Below are 16,951 nucleotides of genomic sequence, written 5' to 3' on the forward strand. Positions count from 1 at the left end.
CGCGGCCGTTTTGTTACGATGGTGGCCTGAACACCGCGTCCTGGGGCCCCGCCCGGGACGCGGCGACAACATCATTGAGGACAGAGCAATGCGTCTCCTGCACACCATGCTGCGCGTCGGCAATCTCGAAAAATCGCTGGACTTCTACACCAATGTCCTGGGCATGCGCCTGCTGCGCCAGAAAGACTATCCGGACGGCCGCTTCACGCTGGCCTTCGTCGGCTACCAGGACGAAGCCGAAGGCGCCGTCATCGAACTGACCCACAACTGGGACACCGACAAATACGACCTGGGCACCGGCTACGGCCACATCGCCCTCGAAGTCGACAACGCCTACGAAGCCTGTGACAAGGTCAAGGCCAAGGGCGGCAAGGTCACGCGCGAAGCCGGTCCCATGAAGCACGGCACCACCGTCATCGCCTTCGTCGAAGATCCCGACGGCTACAAGATCGAGTTCATCCAGAAAAAAGGCCGCGCGGACTGATACGCCATGATCCATCCCATCCTGAAAATGGGCGATCCGCGCCTGTTGCGCGTGGCCGCGCCAGTCGAGGACTTCGGCAGCCCGGCCCTCGGGCAGCTGATCGAAGACATGTTCGAGACCATGATCCACGCCAACGGCGTGGGGCTGGCCGCGCCGCAGATCGGCGTGGACCTGCAGCTGGTGATCTTCGGTTTCGAGCGCAACCCCCGCTATCCGGACGCGCCGGCCGTGCCGCAGACCGTGCTGTGCAATCCGGTCATCACGCCGCTGTCTGACGAGATGGACGAGGGATGGGAAGGCTGCCTGTCGGTGCCCGGCCTGCGCGGCCTGGTGCCGCGCTACCGCCATATCCGCTACCAGGGCATGGACCCGGACGGCCGGGCGATCGACCGCGAAGCCAGCGACTTCCATGCGCGCGTGGTGCAGCACGAGTGCGACCACCTGATCGGCCGCCTCTACCCCTCGCGCATCCGCGACTTCTCCCAGTTCGGCTACACCGAGATCCTCTTTCCCGAGATGGATCCCAACCAGGACGATTGAACCTGCCCGCTGTTAGAGCGGACGGCGCGCCGGGCTTTCCGGCTCACCGGTGAGGGTTTCGGGCGCGAAGTCGTCCACCGCGACAATCTCCGCCACGGCGGCCTCGGCGGCGAGGATCTGTTCGGCCACCGCATCGCTGATGGCGCCGCCCTTGTGGGCCTCGCGCCAATCCTTGACCCCCTCGCGCCGCAGCCGGTCCCGCAAGGGGCCCAGGGCGCTGACGCGCGCAAAAGCCTCCTCCAGCTTGCCGATGGCGTCGTCGCCGCCGCCGCGCTGCAGGTCGGCCGTCAGCCGGTCGCGCGTGGCCGAGGGCTCGAGCAGGAGATTGGCGCACTCGCGTGTGAGCGCATCGCTGGGCCCGCGCGCCAGCCGCATGGGCAGGATGAGGGCGCGCAAGGCCATGGCCGCTGCCCGGTTGGGCAGATTGGACAAGACCTGGTCCATGGCCTGCTCGATGCGCAGGCTGCCCTCCTCCATGCCCCAGGCCACCAATGGCAGGTCGGCATGGCAGCGCCCCTCATCTTCCCAGCGCTTGAGCAGGGCCGACAGGAGATAAAGCTCGGACAGGATGTCACCCAGGCGGGCGGACAGCATCTCGCGCCGTTTGAGCGCCCCGCCCAGCAGCGCCATGGCGGCGTCCGCCAAGAGGGCGAAGCCGGCCGAATAGCGGCTGAGCCGGCGGTAATGGCGGCTGACCGCGCCGGCCGGCGGCGCCGGCGCGAACAGCCCGCCCGTCCAGGCGCGCCCCCAGGCGCGCAGGACCGTCATGCCGCTATGGCGCATGTGCTGCCAGAAGGCCTGCTCGAATTGCTCTTGCCCGCGCGCCTGGTCGGTTTCGCCCAGGGCCATGACCTCGCGCATCAGATAGGGATGGGCGCGGATGGCCCCCTGGCCGAAGACGATGAGGCAGCGGGTGAGGATGTTGGCCCCCTCCACGGTGATCGCGATGGGCAGGGCGCGGTAAAGCGCCCCCAGATAGTTGCGCGGCCCGTCGATCACGGCCTTGCCGCCATGCACGTCCATGGCATCGTTGACCGACAGGCGCAGCCGCTCGGTGGCGTGGTATTTCATGATGGCCGACACCACGGCCGGTTTATGGCCCTGGTTGAGCGCCGCGCAGGTCAGGCGGCGCGCCGCCTCGACCAGATAGGCATGGCCGGCCAGGCGGGCGAGTTTTTCCTGCACGCCCTCGAAACGGCCCACGGGGATGCCGAACTGGCGCCGCACGCGCGCATACATGCCGGTGGTGTGGGCGCTCATGACGGCGCCGGCGGCCGACAGCGAGGGCAGCGAGATGCCACGGCCCGCAGCCAGGGCGCTCATCAGCATCTGCCAGCCCTGGCCAGCCCGGGCCGGCCCGCCGATCAGGGCCTCGATGGGCACGAAGACGTCGCGCCCCTGGTTGGGGCCGTTCTGGAAGACCTGCATGGACGGCAGATGGCGGCGGCCGATCTCCACGCCCGGCGCATCGGTGGGCACCAGGGCCACCGAAATGCCCACGTCCTCGGCGCCGCCCAGCAGGCCCTCGGGGTCGCGCAACTTGAACGCCAGGCCCAGCACGGTGGCCACCGGCCCCAGCGTGATGTAGCGCTTGTGCCAATTCAGCCGGATGCCCAGCAGATCCCGGCCATCGACCACCTGGCGGCACACCACGCCGGTATCGGTCATGGAGGCGGCATCGGACCCGGCCTCGGGGCTGGTGAGCCCGAAGCAGGGAATCTCGCGGCCGTCGGCCAGGCGCGGCAGCCAGAATTCCCGCTGCGCGGGCGTGCCGAATTGCAGCAGCAGTTCGCCCGGGCCCAGCGAATTGGGCACCATGATGGTGACGCCGGCCGTGATCGAATACGCCGACACCCGCCGCACGACCTCGGAATGCGCGTAGGGCGAAAAGCCCAGGCCGCCGTATTCCTTGGGAATGATCATGCCGAAGAAGCGCTCGCGTCGCATCAGGTCCCAGACCTCGGGCGGCAGATCGCGGCGCTTCCATTCGATGTCCCATTCGTCCAGCAGCGCGCACAAGCGCGCCACCGGCCCTTCGATGAACAGGCGTTCTTCGTCGCTGAGCGTGGCCGCCGGCACGGCGAGCAGTTTGTTCCAATCGGGGTTGCCAGTGAAGAGATCGCCGTCCCACCAGACATCGCCGGCCTCGATGGCCTCGCGTTCGGTATCGGACAGGCCTGGCAGGGCGGCGCGGGCCCAGCGATAGGCGGGTTCGGATATGCGCCGGCGGCGCCAATCCGCGAAGCTCGATCTCAGACTCATGGCTGACCTCTACGGGGCATTGTTATGTAACCAAGTTACCAGTTTGAGGGGCCCGGCACAAACCACGGCGGGATGGGTCTGCGACAATAGCGCCACCCCCGCCTCCCTTGGTGAGCAATGCTGAACAAACTCTGGCTGGCCTTCTTCCTGGTTGCCGCCGGCGCCGGCCTGGTGCGCTGGATAGGCCTGGGCGATGCCGAGGTATTCCGCGCCATCGTCGCCAGCCTGTTCGAGATGGCGCGCATCTCGGTCGAAGTCATGGTGCTGCTTTTCGGCACGCTGACCCTGTGGCTGGGATTCCTGCGCATTGCCGAAGCCGCCGGCCTGGTGGGTGCCTTGGCGCGCCTGCTGGGACCGCTGTTCGCCCGACTGATGCCTGGCGTGCCGCGCAACCACCCCGCCATCGGCCTGATCACGCTCAATTTCGCCGCCAACGGCCTGGGGCTGGACAATGCCGCCACGCCTATCGGCCTGCGCGCCATGCGCGAGTTGCAATCGCTCAACCCGCGGCCCGACACCGCCAGCAATGCGCAGATTCTCTTCCTGGTGCTCAATGCCTCTTCATTGACGCTGCTGCCGGTCACGCTGTTCATGTTCCGCGCCCAGCAGGGCGCGCCCGACCCCACCCTGGTCTTCCTGCCCATCCTGCTGGCCACCAGCGCCTCCACCCTGGCGGGCCTGCTCGCCGTGGCGGCCTGCCAGCGCCTCAGGCTCTGGGACCCGGTCGTGCTCGCCTGGCTGGGCGGCGCGGCCGTGCTGCTGGGCGGATTCATGGCGCTGCTGGCCGGCATGTCGGCCAGCGCCATCGCGGCCCTATCGTCGCTGCTGGGCAACCTGACGCTGTTCGCCGTATTGCTGGCCTTCCTGGTGGTCGGGGCCTGCAAGAAAGTGCCGGTCTACGAGACCTTCATCGCTGGCGCCAAGGACGGCTTCGGCATCGCCCGCGACCTGCTGCCCTATCTGGTGGCCATGCTGTGCGCCGTGGGCGTGCTGCGCGCCTCGGGCGCACTGGACTTCCTGCTCGACGGCATCCGCTGGCTGGCCGCCGCGGCGGGCTGGGACACACGCTTCGTCGATGCCCTGCCCACGGCCCTGGTCAAGCCTTTTTCCGGCAGCGCGGCGCGCGCCATGATGCTGGAGACCATGACGCATTTCGGCGTGGATAGTTTTCCGGCGCTGCTGGCCGCCGTGATGCAGGGCAGCACCGAAACCACGTTCTATGTGCTGGCGGTGTATTTCGGCTCGGTCGGCATCGTGCGGGCGCGCCACGCCGTGGGCTGCGCCCTCATCGCCGACCTGGCCGGCGTGCTGGCCTCGATCGGCGTGTGCTACTGGTTCTTCGGCTGACTCACTCCACGCGCAGGATCTTCATGCCGTTGGTGCCGCCGCTGTCGCGATAGAAATCCCCCTTGGTCAGGATGATCCAATCGCCGGCCGCCACGCGGCCGCGCTTTTTCAGTTCGTCGATGGCCGCGTCGCTCAAGGCCGCCGGATCATGGTCGGCCGGGGCGAAGGGCACGGTATACACGCCGCGGAACAGCGCCGCGCGGTTCTGCGTCAGCGGATGCGGGCTGTAGCAATAAATGGGCACCCCCGAACGGATGCGCGACATGATGAGGGGGGTATGGCCGCTCTCGGTCAGGGCGATGATGGCCTTCACCCCGGGGAAATGATTGGCGGCGTACATGGCCGCCAGCGCAATGGTCTCATCGCAGCGCGTGAAGGTCTCGCCCAGGCGATGATGCGAATGCGTGGTGGTCGGGTGCTTTTCGGCGCCCAGGCAGACGCGGGCCATGGCCTGCACGGCCTGCACCGGATATTGCCCCGAGGCGCTTTCCGCCGACAGCATGACGGCATCCGTGTAATCCAGCACCGCATTGGCCACGTCGGAGACCTCGGCGCGCGTGGGCATGGGGCTGGAGATCATGGACTCCATCATCTGCGTGGCGGTGATCACGACCTTGTTCAGGGTGCGCGCATGCTGGATGATGCGCTTCTGGATGCCCACCAGTTCGGCGTCTCCCACTTCGACGCCCAGGTCGCCGCGCGCCACCATCACGCCGTCGCTGGCGCGGATGAGGGAATCCAGCGCCTCGTCATCGGCCACCGCCTCGGCGCGTTCGATCTTGGCGATGATCCAGGCCTCGCTGCCGGCGGCGCGCACCAGGGCGCGCGCCTCGTCGATGTCATGGCCATAGCGCGGAAAGGACACGGCCACATAGTCCAACGCCAGCTCGGCGGCCAGGCGGATATCCTCGCGGTCCTTGTCGGTCAGGCTGGGCGCGGAGATACCGCCTCCGCGCCGGTTGATGCCTTTGTTGTTCGACAGCGCGCCGCCCACGACCACCGTGGTATGCACTTCGTCGCCCTCGACCCGATCGACCTGCAACACGATGCGGCCGTCGTCGAGCAGCAGCTCGTCGCCGGGACGGCAATCGTGGACCAGCTCGGGAAAATCGATGCCCACGATGGACGCATTGCCGGCGTCCTTGGGATAGCTGCGCGACAGCGTGAAAGCCTGGCCCGCCAGCAGCGTGACCTGCTTGTCGGCAAAGCGCGCGATGCGGATCTTCGGGCCCTGCAGATCGCCCATGATGGCGACAAACCGGCCGCGCTCGGCGGCCAGCCGGCGTATGGTGCGGGCGCGCTCGCGGTGGTCGTCGGCGCTGCCGTGGGAGAAGTTCAGGCGGGCGACGTCCATCCCCGCATCGATCAGGGCGCCGATCATCTGCGGCGAAGAACTGGCGGGGCCCAGGGTGGCGACAATTTTGGTGCGGCGCAATACAGGCATGAATACTCTCAAGGAAGAATCCACAGGAAGCCCTATGGTACGCCGCCCCGGCCCGCGCGGGTATCATGGCCGCTTGCCGCGACACAGGAGCCCGCGCCGTGAAAATCGTCATCGCCCCGGATTCGTTCAAGGAAAGCCTCGACGCCGCCGCCGCGGCGCGCGCCATCGAGCGCGGCGTCAAGCTGGCCTGCCCTGGCGCGCACACGGTGCTGGTGCCGATGGCCGATGGCGGCGAAGGCACGGTCGACGCCGTCCTGGCCGCCGCGGGCGGCCAGGCCCGCCAGGCTTGCGTGCGCGATGCCCTGGGACGCCCCATCCAGGCGAGCTGGGGCTGGCTGGACCACGCGACGGCTGTCATCGAAATGGCCTCGGCCGCCGGGCTGGAGGGCATTGCCCCGGCCGAGCGCGACGCGCTGGCCGCCGACACGCACGGGGTGGGCGAACTCATCCTGGCCGCGCTGGATAGCGGCGCGCGCAAACTCATTCTCGGCCTGGGCGGGTCGGCGACCACCGACGGCGGCACCGGCATGCTGCGCGCACTGGGCGCGCGTTTCCTGGATGCCTCGGGCCAGGCGCTCGCGCCGGGCGGCGGCGCCCTGCGCGAGCTGGCGCGCATCGACCTCGATGGCCTGGACCCACGCCTGGCCGGGCTGGAGGTCGAGGTGGCTTGCGACGTCGACAACCCGCTGTGCGGTCCGCAAGGCGCGGCCCATGTCTTCGGGCCGCAAAAGGGCGCCACCCCGGCGCAGGTCGAGCAACTGGACGCCGCGCTATCACGGCTGGCCGATGTCGCGCACCACACGCTGGGCCAGGATCACCGCCACGCAGCCGGCGCCGGCGCGGCCGGCGGCCTGGGCTTTGCGGCCCATGCGTTCTTGCGCGGCCGCTTCCGGCCGGGCGTGGCCCTGGTGGCCGAGCTGGGCGGCCTGGCGCAAGCCCTGCAGGGCGCCACGCTGGCCTTCACCGGCGAGGGCCGCATGGACGCCCAGACCTTGCGCGGCAAGACCCCGGCCGGCGTGGCCCGGCTGGCGCGCGAAGCCGGCGTGCCCGTCGTGGCGCTGGCCGGCTCGCTGGGCGAGGGTTACGAGGCGCTGCACGCCGCCGGCATCACCGCGGCGTTCAGCCTCGTGCCGGGCCCGCACAGCCTGGACCAGGCGCTCGCGCATGCCGATGACTACCTCGTCGCGCGCGCGCGCGACATCATGCAGCTCTGGATGGCCGCGGCGCGGCGCCGGCTGTGACCCTTCAATCGACAAAGGAATCCCGATGAGCACCCTGCCCTCGACCACGCTGGCGGTCGACCCCGACTGGATCGACGCCTACGGGCATATGAACGCGGCGCATTATGTCGGCGTGTTCGACCGCGTGGGATTTGAACTGCTGCGGCAGGTCGGCGTGGGCCTGGACTATACCGAAGCCACCGGCTGCGGCATCTACACGATGAATATCCAGGTCGCCTATATGCGCGAAGTGCTGGCCGGCGACCCGCTCATGCTCAGGCTGCGCCTGCTGGCGTCCGATGACAAGCGGCTGCTGTGCCTGATGGAACTCTGGCAGACCCGGCAGAACTATCTGGCCGCCACGATGGAGCAGCTGTCGCTGCACGTGGACCTGCGCCAGCGCCGCGCCACGCCCTTCCCGGCCGAACTGGCCGGGCAGCTGGCCCGGATCACACAGGAACACGCGGGACAGCCCCTGCCCGCCGGCTACCGGCGCATCCTGCCGCTCAAGCCGCCGCGCCCCTAGGCCTTGACGGCCCCCGCGGCCACCAGGGCATCGGTCAGGCGGATGAACTGCGCCACGCCGATTTCCTCGGCGCGCGCGGTGGGGGGCACGCCCACTTCCTCCCAGGGCACCTGCGCGGCCCAGTCGCCCAAGCCACGGCGCAGCATCTTGCGCCGCTGCGAGAACGCCCGCGCCACGACGGCCTCGAAGGCCGCGCCGCTGGCCGGGCGCGGGCGGTTCTCGCCCAAGGGGATCATGCGCACCACGGCCGAGACCACGCGCGGCGGCGGGTCAAAGGCCTCGGGCGGCACGTCAAAGAGTTTCTCCATGCGGTAGCGCGATTGCAGCATGACCGACAGGCGGCCATAGTCGGCCGAGCCGGGTTCGGCGACCATTCGGTCGATGACCTCGCGCTGCAACATGAAATGCTGGTCACGCACCAGGTCAGCCGCGCCCATGAGGTGGAACAGCAGCGGACTGGAGATGTTGTAGGGCAGGTTTCCGACCACCCGCATGCCCGCGCCAAACTGGCTGAAGTCCACCGTCAGCGCGTCGGCCTCGACCACCGACAGACGCTCGGGCGGATACTTCTTGCGCAAGCGGGCCGCCAGGTCGCGGTCGATCTCGACCACGGACAGCTTGTCGAGCCGCTCCAGCAGCGGAGCGGTCAGGGCCGACAGGCCGGGACCGATCTCGACCATGGCGTCGTCCCGCGCCGGCGCGATGGCCCGCACGATGGACTCGACCACGCTCTCGTCGGTAAGAAAGTGTTGGCCAAAGCGCTTGCGCGCCTGGTGTTGCGACATGACGGCTTCCGTGCTTAGCGGTTGTTCTGCTCGATGCGGTCCTGCTTTTCCAGGCGATTGTCGATGAAGGCCTGCCCGCGCAGCTGCTCCATCCAATCCTCGAACGCGGGGCCGGCGCGGCGCTCGAACAGTGCCTGGCGGGCCTGCATGCGCTGGACCTCGTCGGTGACGTCCTTCTCGCGGCGCTCCAGCACCTGGACCAGATGCCAGCCGAAAGGCGATTCGACAGGCGGGCTGATCTCGCCCGGCTTCAGGGCGTTCATGGCGGCTTCGAAAGACGGCACCATCTCGCCCGGGTTGACCCAGCCAAGGTCGCCGCCCTGCGGCGCGGTGGCATCCTGCGAGTACTGGCGCGCCATGTCCTCGAACTTGGCGCCGCCCGAGACCAGGCGCTGGCGCACCTGCTCAAGGCGCTGGCGGGCCTGCTCGTCGCTCATGACCGTGGAGGTCTTGATGAGGATGTGGCGCGCATGGGTCTGCGTGACCTGGACCGGACCCTGCGGGGCGCGCGTGGCGGCGGGCGCGGGAGCGGGCGCAGGCGCCTGCGCCGGACGCTGCTGCGGACGCGCGGGCGCGCGCCCGTCGCTGCGCTGCAGGACCTTCAGGATGTGGAAACCATTGCCCGACTGCACGATGGCGCTGACCTGCCCCGCCGCCACGCCGTTGATGGCCTTGACGAAGAGATCGGGCCAGCCGTCCAGCGGGCGGGCGCCCATGACGCCGCCCTGCAGCGCCTCGGGGCCGTCGGAGGCCGCGGCCGCGACGCTGGCGAAATCATCGCCGCGCTTCAGGCGCGCCAGGACATCCTCGGCCTTCTTGCGCAGGCTGGCGACCGTCTCGGGCGAGGCGCCCTCGGGCACGCGCACCAGGATCTGGGCCAGGGCGACCTGGACCGGACCGGTGGCCTGCGGCGGCGGGGCCTGCTGGGGCTCGGGCGCGCGCGCGGCCGGAGCGCCCTGCAGCGCCGGGTTGCGCGCCTGGTCCTTCAGGTAGGCGTCGACCTCGGCATCGGTGATGATGATGTGATTGTCGATGGTGCGCTGGCGCAGCCGGTCGGTGCGGATTTCATCGCGCAGCGACTTGCGGTATTCATCCCAGCTCACGCCGCTTTTTTCGACTTCGGCGCGCAATTGCTGCGGGGTGATCTTGTTGCGCGAGGCCACCATATTGATGGCCTGGTTGACTTGGTTGTCGTCGACACGGATGCCGAGGCGGTCAGCCTCCTGGCGCTCCAGGCGCTCGAAGATCAGGCGTTGCAGCACCTGCTTTTGCAGCGTTTTCTCATCCGGCAGCTGGATGCCGCGGCGCTGCAGGTCCACCTTGGCGCGCGCGGTGCCTTCGCGCACCTCGCGCATGGTGATGACATCCTTGTTGACGATGGCGGCGATGCCGTCGACAAACTGCTCCGAGGAGGCCGATGGCGCCTTGGCCGGTGCCGGCTTGCCGGCTGCCGGTTTGTCGGCGGCATGGGCCAGGGGCAGGGCCAGGCCCATGGCCAATGCCAGAAGGCTGCCGCGGAAACGGCGCGACGAGTGCAACCTACGCATCATTCATACCTTTCAAATGTCGTGCCTGCCTGGGCAGGCTGCGAAACCGGCTGATAGCCCGGAATGCTCTTGTCGAGCAGCTTGAGGGGATCGGTCCCCAAAGCGCCCAGCCCGGTCAGTTCGAGCTGGAAGAAAACCGCCGTATTGGTGTCGTTGGCCGCCACGGCATAACGCTGGAAGACCACGCGGCCGGTCCAGCAGCAATCGCCCTTGTACTCCAGGCCGGCGATGGCCTGGGTGACGCGCGGCGAGTTCGTGGCGCCCGCCACGGAACCCGGATCGGAATGGATCGCGTAGTCGATGCGGCCTACGCCGTACCAGCGCCGGCTGAACGGCCATTGCAGCGCGAGCGTGACCTGGTTCTGGCCCCGCGGCGCATAGGAAATATTGTTGATCGGGTCACGCTGGTAGCGGTAGGCCACCGCCACCGTGGTCTGGCGCTGCGGCGACCAGCGCGCGCTCACCAGGCCGCGCGACCAGTTGTTGTCGTAGGGGTTGTACTGGGCGGCGACATCGGTGGTCAGGGTGTCGGTCAACGCCGCGCTGGCCCCCACCAGGAAGTCCGAACGCACGTTTTCGCGCGGCGTCTCGCCCGGCAGGGTGACGCGCTGGTCTTCGAAGTACAGGCGCTGCGCCACGGACAGGGCCACGCGCTGGAAGCCGGTATTGGCGTCCAGCCAGCGCGTGGTGAGCGCGGCGGTCAGCTGGTTGGCGTTGGCAATGCGGTCCCAGCCGCCGGTGTAGATATTCTCCTGGAAAGCCTGCTCGAAACTGAAATCGGACAGGCTGGTGTCATACACCGGCAGCGTATCCTGATCGCGGTAGGGCACGCGCAGGTAGTACAGGCGCGGCTCCAGGGTCTGCGTGGATTCCTTGCCGAACAAGGTCGTGGGCCGCTCGAACGTCATGCCGGCATCCAGCGAGAAAATCGGCACGGTGCGCGACTCGGTGCCGCGATAGGGCGCCGTGCTGCCGAGCATGTTCCAGTCCTTGCCATACCAGGAGGTGTGGTATTGGGTGTAGTTCAGCCCGACCTTGGGCGTGATGTACCAGCCGGCGCGCACGATGGGATAGGCGATCGTGGGATAGGCTTGCAAGCGGTCACCTTCCTGGCCGACGCGGTTGCCCTGGAAGAGCGGCCGGCGAAAGCGCACGGCGGTCGAGTCCATGCGCACATCGAAGCCGTTCCAGTCGTAGCGGGCGCCCTGCAGGAAGATCTCCGGCTCTTTGTCGTAAGGCGGCACGATGGGCGCATCGGGATCCTGCAGCGTCCGGTATTTGTAGACCTGCACATAGGTCTGCCAGTAGTTGGACGACCAGCCCACCCGGCCCTGGCGCGGCAGATAGGTCGTCGAGGCCGTGTTCAGGCCCAGCGTCGTCATGTCGCGATAATAGTTATCGTCGGACACGCCGTTGATATCCCAATCGGCATAGAAGCCGCCGCCGAAGTACTGCCTGTGCGTCAGGCGGTACATATAGCGGTCGAAGCCGGCATCGCGGTCGCTGGGCAGGTAGGTGCCCGACACCGACCCCCCATAGGTGTTGCCCAGGTAGCGGAACTCGCCGCCGAGCTGCAGGCCGCGCTTGCCCATGTAGCGCGTGATCAGGGTGGCGTCATAGTTGGGCGCCAGGTTGAAGTAATACGGCACCGAGATATCCAGGCCGGTCTTGCTCGACGACCCGTAGGTCGGCAGCAGGAAACCCGACTTGCGTTCCTTGCGGATCGGGAAAGTCAGGTAGGGCGAGGCCAGGATGGGCACGTCCTTGAAGTACAGCACCCCGCTGCGGGCCACGCCCTCGTTCTCGTCGAAATCCAGGTCGACCGAGTCGGCCTTGATGTACCAGGAAGGCTTCTCGCAAGGGCAGCCGCTGTAGGTGACCTGCGTCAGGCGCATCTGCGAGCGGCTGAAGATGTCGGCATGATCGGCGCGCGCCGTCCCGCCGCTGGCGCCGATCCAGAAATTGGGCTTCTCGATCTCGCCGCTGTAGGTGTTCATGTTGAGCCGGGCCGAAGGGCCGGTCACCAGCGTGGCATCGCGCATGATGCGCGCATTGCCCTTGACGTTCACGTCGCCCGTCTCGTTGCTGTAATGGATGCTGTCGCCCTTGACCACCCCATCGACACGCCGCACCTGGGCATTGCCCTTGAGCGTGATTTCCGAGGATGGATCCCCGGAAATATCGTCGGCTTCCATATAGGCCGGGATTTGCTCGTCGGGAAAGTGGCGCACCCGCAGACCCGGGGAGATACGCAGGCCGGGCATTTCGAGGGCGGAGTCGGCGGCGGCGCTGCTCGTGGGCTTGCCGCCCTTCTGGGCAGGGGCGACATCCTGGCTGCCTTGGGCCTGAGCGGCCCCGGCGACGCTGAGAGCGGAGAGGATCAACCACCTGATCATATGCACGAGTAAAAACCAACCTGTGTCTGTGAGGACTTGCCAGCCCCGGGCGGACGCTGGATCGACCCGGTATTATAGAGAAGCCTCGCCGCCCCGGTTTCCGGGATCGCCCGAGGTTGGGCGCCCCGGCCCGGGTGCCGCCCGTCCCCCCAAAGAGCACTTCCGCGAGACTGGCCGCCTTGAACTCCCCCCAGACCGATTCCCGCCTGGCATCCCTGCACGCCTGGCTTGCCACCCTGCCCGCCGAGCTGGGCCTGCAACCCGCCACCCTGGCGCCGGTTTCCGGCGATGCCAGCTTCCGCCGCTATTTCAGGCTCCAGGCCGCCGCCGGCAGCCTGATCCTGATGGACGCGCCAGCGCCTCACGAGGACATCCGGCCGTTTGTCCATGTGGACGGCCTGCTGGCGGCAGCCGGCGTGAACGTGCCGGCCATCGTAGCGCAGGATGCCTCCCAGGGCCTGCTGCTGCTCAGCGACCTGGGCGAAAAAAACTATACCCAGCGTATCCGCGAAGGCCTGGACGACGCCACGCTCCAGACGCTGTACCGCGATGCCCTGGCCGCCCTGGTGCGCCTGCAGACGGCGGCCACCACCGGGCTGGCCGCCTATGACGCGCCGCGCCTGCGCGCCGAGCTGGATCTGTTCCCCGAGTGGTATGTGGGCGTGCACCACCAGGCCAAGCTGGACGAAGCGACGGCCAACGCCCTGGAGCGGATTTTCGCCCTGCTGGCCTCCAGCAACGGCAGCCAGCCGGCGGTCTTCGTGCACCGGGACTTTCATTCTCCCAACCTCATGGTCTGTGACGATCCCCGCCATGGCCCCAACCCCGGGGTGATCGATTTCCAGGATGCGCTGGCCGGTCCCATCACCTATGACCTGGCCTCCCTGGTCACGGATGCGCGCACCACCTGGGAAGAACCCCAGCAGCTGGACTGGGCCATCCGCTATTGGGAAATGGCCCGGCAGGCCGGCCTGCCGGTCGACCGCGATTTCGCCGAGTTCCACCGCGCCTACGAATGGATGGGCCTGCAGCGCAATCTGCGCATCCTGGGCGTCTTCGCCCGCCTGAACCACCGCGACGGAAAGGCCAGCTACCTGGAGCACATGCCGCGGGTCAATGGCTATGTGCGACAGGTGGCCCAGCGCTACGGCGTCTTCACCCCGCTGCTGCGCCTGCTGGACCAACTGGACGACCGCGAGGTCAAGGTGGGGTACACCTTCTGATGCGCGCCATGATCCTGGCCGCCGGGCGGGGCGAACGCATGCGCCCCCTCACGGACCACACTCCCAAGCCCCTGTTGCCCGTGGCGGGCAAGCCCCTGATCGTCTGGCACCTCGAACGGCTGGCCGCGGCAGGCTTCACCGAGGTCGTCATCAACCACGCCTGGCTGGGCGGCCAGATCGAGGCCGCCCTGGGCGACGGCCGCGCCTTCGGCCTGTCCTTGCGCTACTCGCCCGAGGCTCCGGCGCTGGAGACCGCGGGCGGCATCGCCCGCGCCCTGCCGCTGCTGGGCGGGCAGCCCTTCCTGGTCGTCAACGGCGATATCTGGTGCGACTGGGATCCCGGCCTGGCCCGCGCCAGCGCCGCCGGCCTGCCGGCCGAAGGAGCCTGGTTGCTGCTGGTGGATAATCCGCCCCAGCATCCGGCAGGCGATTTCGTGCTCGACGCCCAGGGGCGGGTCAGCAGCGGCGAAGGGCCGCGTTTGACGTTCTCGGGCATCGGCATCTACGATCCAGCCTTGTTCAACGGCGTGGCGCGCGATACGCCCGCCCCGCTGGCGCCGCTGCTGCGCGCCGCCATGGCCCAGGGCCGGGTCCGGGGCCAGCACTACCGTGGACGCTGGACCGACGTTGGCACGCCCGCGCGCCTGGCCGAGCTCGACCAGGCGCTCAAGAGGGTTTAGCCGCCCGCTGTTTCACGGTATCAACGGAGGAAACCAGAGTTGTCCAGGGCACATCCCGGCAAACTCTCGCGGTATCCTCTTTGGTTTTGACTGGCGGGCGCTTGAGCGCCCGCGCATTACACCCGCTATAGGAATTCTGCTCGCATGGGGATGTTCGGACGGTCGCAAAAACCGGTATTCAGGCCTTCGCTCTACCAACCCGGAAAACGCTCGCGCCGCCTGCCGCGCTGGCTGGTGCTGCTGCTCATCGGCATCGGCCTGGGCGCGGGCGGGGTGCTCTTCCTGCAGGCCAACTACGGTCCGCAGCGCCTGACCGTCGAGCAGTCCGAACAGCTGCACACCGAATTGAGCGCCGCCAATGTGGAGCGCCAGCGCCTGCAAAGCCAGCTCGACGAAGCCATCACCCAGCGGGATAACAACAAGTCCACGCATGAGCAGCTGACCGCCGACCTGGCCCAGGCCCGCAGCCGCATCGAAGCCCTCAACCAGGAACTGGCGCTGTTCCAGGACGCCGTGCCGCCCGATCCGCGCGGCGGCGACATCGGCGTGCGCTCGGCGCGCTTCAAGCGCGAAACCGGCGCGCTGGACTACCAGATCCTGATCATGCGCGACACCGACACCGGCACGCCCTTCCAGGGCAGCATCGAGTTGCTCATCGAAGGCAATTATCCGAACGGGCGCCGCGACCGCATCACCCCCGATGCGATTCCGCTCTCGCTGGCCCGCTACGATCATGCCGTGGGCAAGCTCGCCACCCCCGACGGCTTCATCCCGCGCTCGGTCACCATCCGCGTGCTGGACGGCCAGCAGCGCCAACATGCCATGCGCATCTATTACGTGCGCGAGGGCGGGCGCGCCAACTGAGGGCGCTCAAGCCGGGATCGCCAGGCCGGTCGCCCCGGCCTGCGCGGCCGCTTCGTCCATGAACTGCGCCATGCGCACATCGAGCTCGGTCACGCCGCCGGCGTCGTGGGTGGTCAGGACGACATCCACCCGGTTGTAGACGTTGCTCCATTCGGGGTGGTGATCGATCTTCTCGGCGAACATCGCCACCCGGCTCATGAAGCCGAAAGCCGCATTGAAGTGATCGAAACGGTAGCGCTTTTGCAGCGCCTGCCGCGTCGGATGCGCCTGCCAGCCGGGCAGCGCCGCGCGCGCCACGGACAGCTCCATGCGCAGATATCGTTGAGTCATGCCCAAGCCTCCTGGCGGGGTCTGCTCCCAGGCGAGCAGACCCATGCGCCATGCTACTGCTTCACGGCATAGAGGTACACCTCGACGCGGCGATTGGCCGCGCGCCCTTCGGCGGTGTTGTTGTCGCCGATCGGGTCGGTCGCCGCCCGGCCTTCGACCATGATGCGCGAAGCGGCCACGCCCTGGCGCGACAAATAGCTCGCCACGGCCTGGGCACGGTCATGCGAGAGTTTCTGGTTGGTGGCCACCGAGCCGGTGTTGTCGGTATGGCCCACCGCCTTCACGCGCAGTTCGGGATGCTGCTGAAGCGACCGCGCCACGCTGTCGAGCACCGGCAGCAAGGCCGGCTTGAGGGTGGCGCGTCCGGTATCGAAGGACACATTGCCCGGGATATTCACCTTCAGCGAGCCGTCGGGCATCTCGACCACGTCCACGCCCAGCGACGAGGCGCCGGACTGCTGGACGTCTTCCTTGACCGTCTTCCAGTTGTAGCCGATGAGGCCGCCGGCCACCGCGCCGATGCCGGCGCCGATAGCCGCGCCCGTGCCGTGGCCGATCAGGGCTCCGACGCCCGCGCCCAACGCGGCCCCGGCGCCGGTGCCCACCGCCGTGTTCGTTTGCTGTTGCGTGGCACAGCCCGCCAACAACAGGGCTCCCACCACGCCGACGACCGCAACGCGCTTGCTGATTTGTTCTGCTCGCATGACGACCTCCACAACGGGAAATCCGGCATATGCCGGCAATTCATGCTAACAATCCGCCGCGGGCGGACGGCAACAATTTGTAGCCGGCCGCCCGGGAATTGCGTATAACGCTCCGGTACCGGCCACTACCCTTCGCCATGCATATGGTTCGTCGATTCGCGCTTTGCCTCCTGGCCGCCCTGGCCCTGCCGGCGTCCGCCGCTCGTCCGGGCGGCGTCGTCTACGGCGCCGCCGTAAACCAATGCCTGGTCAGCGAACCGGGAGGCCAGACAGGGCAGCGATTGCGCAATCTCTGCAATTTCCGCATCAACATCACGTTTTGCCAGGTCAAGCGCGACGGCGATGGCTGCGCCGCGGGCCGCATGGGCGGCACGGCCATGGCCGGCCGCAGCAGCCGCTCGCTGCTGGAAGACGTCGTCGACACACATTATGTCGTCTGCCGCGACCCCTTCCATGTGCCGGTCGCCGCGGCCGCCTGGCAGGACGGGCGGGTGCTCGGGCGCTGCCAGGCCACGCGGGCGGCCGCGCAGGCCGCCAAGCGGCACTAAGGCGTGGTGGGCCGGGCCCCCACCCGGGTGTAAGATCGGCAACCAAGGCGT

16 protein-coding genes are annotated in these 16,951 nt (G+C 68.3%); 9 read left to right on the top strand and 7 right to left on the bottom strand.

The features are described 5' to 3' along the window. Nucleotides 1–88 precede the first annotated feature (88 nt). Nucleotides 89–484, top strand: a complete 396-nt coding sequence (gene gloA, locus AXA74_RS04930; protein WP_029581550.1) for a lactoylglutathione lyase — start codon at nt 89–91, stop codon at nt 482–484. Between the two features lie 6 nt (nt 485–490). After that, the gene (def, locus tag AXA74_RS04935) at nt 491–1,024 is read left to right on the top strand and encodes a peptide deformylase (RefSeq protein WP_032956999.1); all 534 of its coding nucleotides are present in this window, start codon (nt 491–493) and stop codon (nt 1,022–1,024) included. Nucleotides 1,025–1,036: 12 nt separating this feature from the next. On the opposite strand, the gene AXA74_RS04940 is transcribed toward def, so the two are convergent. Further along, entirely contained in the window at nt 1,037–3,286 is a 2,250-nt protein-coding gene (locus tag AXA74_RS04940) for an acyl-CoA dehydrogenase (RefSeq protein WP_080700548.1), read from the bottom strand. A gap of 117 nt (nt 3,287–3,403) precedes the next feature. Between AXA74_RS04940 and AXA74_RS04945 the strand changes: the two genes are divergently transcribed. Continuing rightward, nucleotides 3,404–4,633 carry a nucleoside recognition domain-containing protein gene (locus AXA74_RS04945; RefSeq protein ID WP_032956998.1) on the top strand — a complete coding sequence of 410 codons (1,230 nt, stop codon included), beginning with the start codon at nt 3,404–3,406 and terminating at the stop codon, nt 4,631–4,633. Between the two features lies 1 nt (nt 4,634). Here AXA74_RS04945 and pyk read toward each other — a convergent pair whose 3' ends face one another. Next, complete coding sequence (gene pyk, locus AXA74_RS04950; protein WP_032963887.1) at nt 4,635–6,077, bottom strand: pyruvate kinase; 1,443 nt, start codon at nt 6,075–6,077, stop codon at nt 4,635–4,637. Nucleotides 6,078–6,175: 98 nt separating this feature from the next. On the opposite strand from pyk, the gene AXA74_RS04955 reads away from it, so the two are divergent. Together AXA74_RS04955 and AXA74_RS04960 are read left to right on the top strand one after the other, a co-directional pair. Then, nucleotides 6,176–7,318, top strand: coding sequence for a glycerate kinase (locus AXA74_RS04955; protein WP_032979133.1), 1,143 nt, complete (start codon nt 6,176–6,178; stop codon nt 7,316–7,318). Nucleotides 7,319–7,343: 25 nt separating this feature from the next. Then, complete coding sequence (locus AXA74_RS04960) at nt 7,344–7,823, top strand: thioesterase family protein (RefSeq protein WP_032979134.1); 480 nt, start codon at nt 7,344–7,346, stop codon at nt 7,821–7,823. Here AXA74_RS04960 and rsmA read toward each other — a convergent pair. Genes rsmA through AXA74_RS04975 form a run of 3 tightly spaced genes read right to left on the bottom strand, consistent with a single transcriptional unit; the run spans nt 7,820 to nt 12,557 of the window. Beyond that, nucleotides 7,820–8,608, bottom strand: coding sequence for a 16S rRNA (adenine(1518)-N(6)/adenine(1519)-N(6))-dimethyltransferase RsmA (gene rsmA / locus AXA74_RS04965; RefSeq protein WP_032963882.1), 789 nt, complete (start codon nt 8,606–8,608; stop codon nt 7,820–7,822). The genes AXA74_RS04960 and rsmA overlap by 4 nt on opposite strands. Nucleotides 8,609–8,622: 14 nt before the next feature. Next, on the bottom strand, nt 8,623–10,158 hold the full coding sequence (locus AXA74_RS04970; RefSeq protein ID WP_032979135.1) for a peptidylprolyl isomerase: 1,536 nt from the start codon (nt 10,156–10,158) through the stop codon (nt 8,623–8,625). Then, entirely contained in the window at nt 10,155–12,557 is a 2,403-nt protein-coding gene (locus AXA74_RS04975) for an LPS-assembly protein LptD (RefSeq protein WP_126623616.1), read from the bottom strand. Before AXA74_RS04975 ends, AXA74_RS04970 begins: the two co-directional genes overlap by 4 nt. A 173-nt stretch (nt 12,558–12,730) precedes the next feature. On the opposite strand from AXA74_RS04975, the gene AXA74_RS04980 reads away from it, so the two are divergent. From AXA74_RS04980 to AXA74_RS04990, 3 genes are all read left to right on the top strand, one after another. Further along, nucleotides 12,731–13,774, top strand: a complete 1,044-nt coding sequence (locus tag AXA74_RS04980; protein WP_029581560.1) for an aminoglycoside phosphotransferase family protein — start codon at nt 12,731–12,733, stop codon at nt 13,772–13,774. Then, on the top strand, nt 13,774–14,454 hold the full coding sequence (gene murU, locus AXA74_RS04985) for an N-acetylmuramate alpha-1-phosphate uridylyltransferase MurU (RefSeq protein ID WP_029581561.1): 681 nt from the start codon (nt 13,774–13,776) through the stop codon (nt 14,452–14,454). The genes AXA74_RS04980 and murU overlap by 1 nt, the downstream gene beginning before the upstream one ends. Nucleotides 14,455–14,604: 150 nt before the next feature. After that, on the top strand, nt 14,605–15,318 hold the full coding sequence (locus tag AXA74_RS04990; protein ID WP_029581562.1) for a DUF6776 family protein: 714 nt from the start codon (nt 14,605–14,607) through the stop codon (nt 15,316–15,318). A 6-nt stretch (nt 15,319–15,324) separates the two neighbouring features. Here the strand turns inward: AXA74_RS04990 and AXA74_RS04995 are convergent, their stop codons facing one another. Together AXA74_RS04995 and AXA74_RS05000 are read right to left on the bottom strand one after the other, a co-directional pair. Beyond that, a complete protein-coding gene (locus AXA74_RS04995; protein ID WP_029581563.1) occupies nt 15,325–15,648 on the bottom strand; it encodes a 4a-hydroxytetrahydrobiopterin dehydratase in 324 nt (107 codons plus the stop codon). Between the two features lie 53 nt (nt 15,649–15,701). Then, a complete protein-coding gene (locus tag AXA74_RS05000) occupies nt 15,702–16,352 on the bottom strand; it encodes an OmpA family protein (protein WP_029581564.1) in 651 nt (216 codons plus the stop codon). Between the two features lie 143 nt (nt 16,353–16,495). Between AXA74_RS05000 and AXA74_RS05005 the strand changes: the two genes are divergently transcribed. Further along, the gene (locus AXA74_RS05005; RefSeq protein WP_230586951.1) at nt 16,496–16,900 is read left to right on the top strand and encodes a hypothetical protein; all 405 of its coding nucleotides are present in this window, start codon (nt 16,496–16,498) and stop codon (nt 16,898–16,900) included. Nucleotides 16,901–16,951: the final 51 nt, after the last annotated feature.

This window comes from Bordetella hinzii LMG 13501 (assembly GCF_001548475.1).
Classification (GTDB): Bacteria; Pseudomonadota; Gammaproteobacteria; order Burkholderiales; family Burkholderiaceae_B; genus Bordetella; species Bordetella hinzii.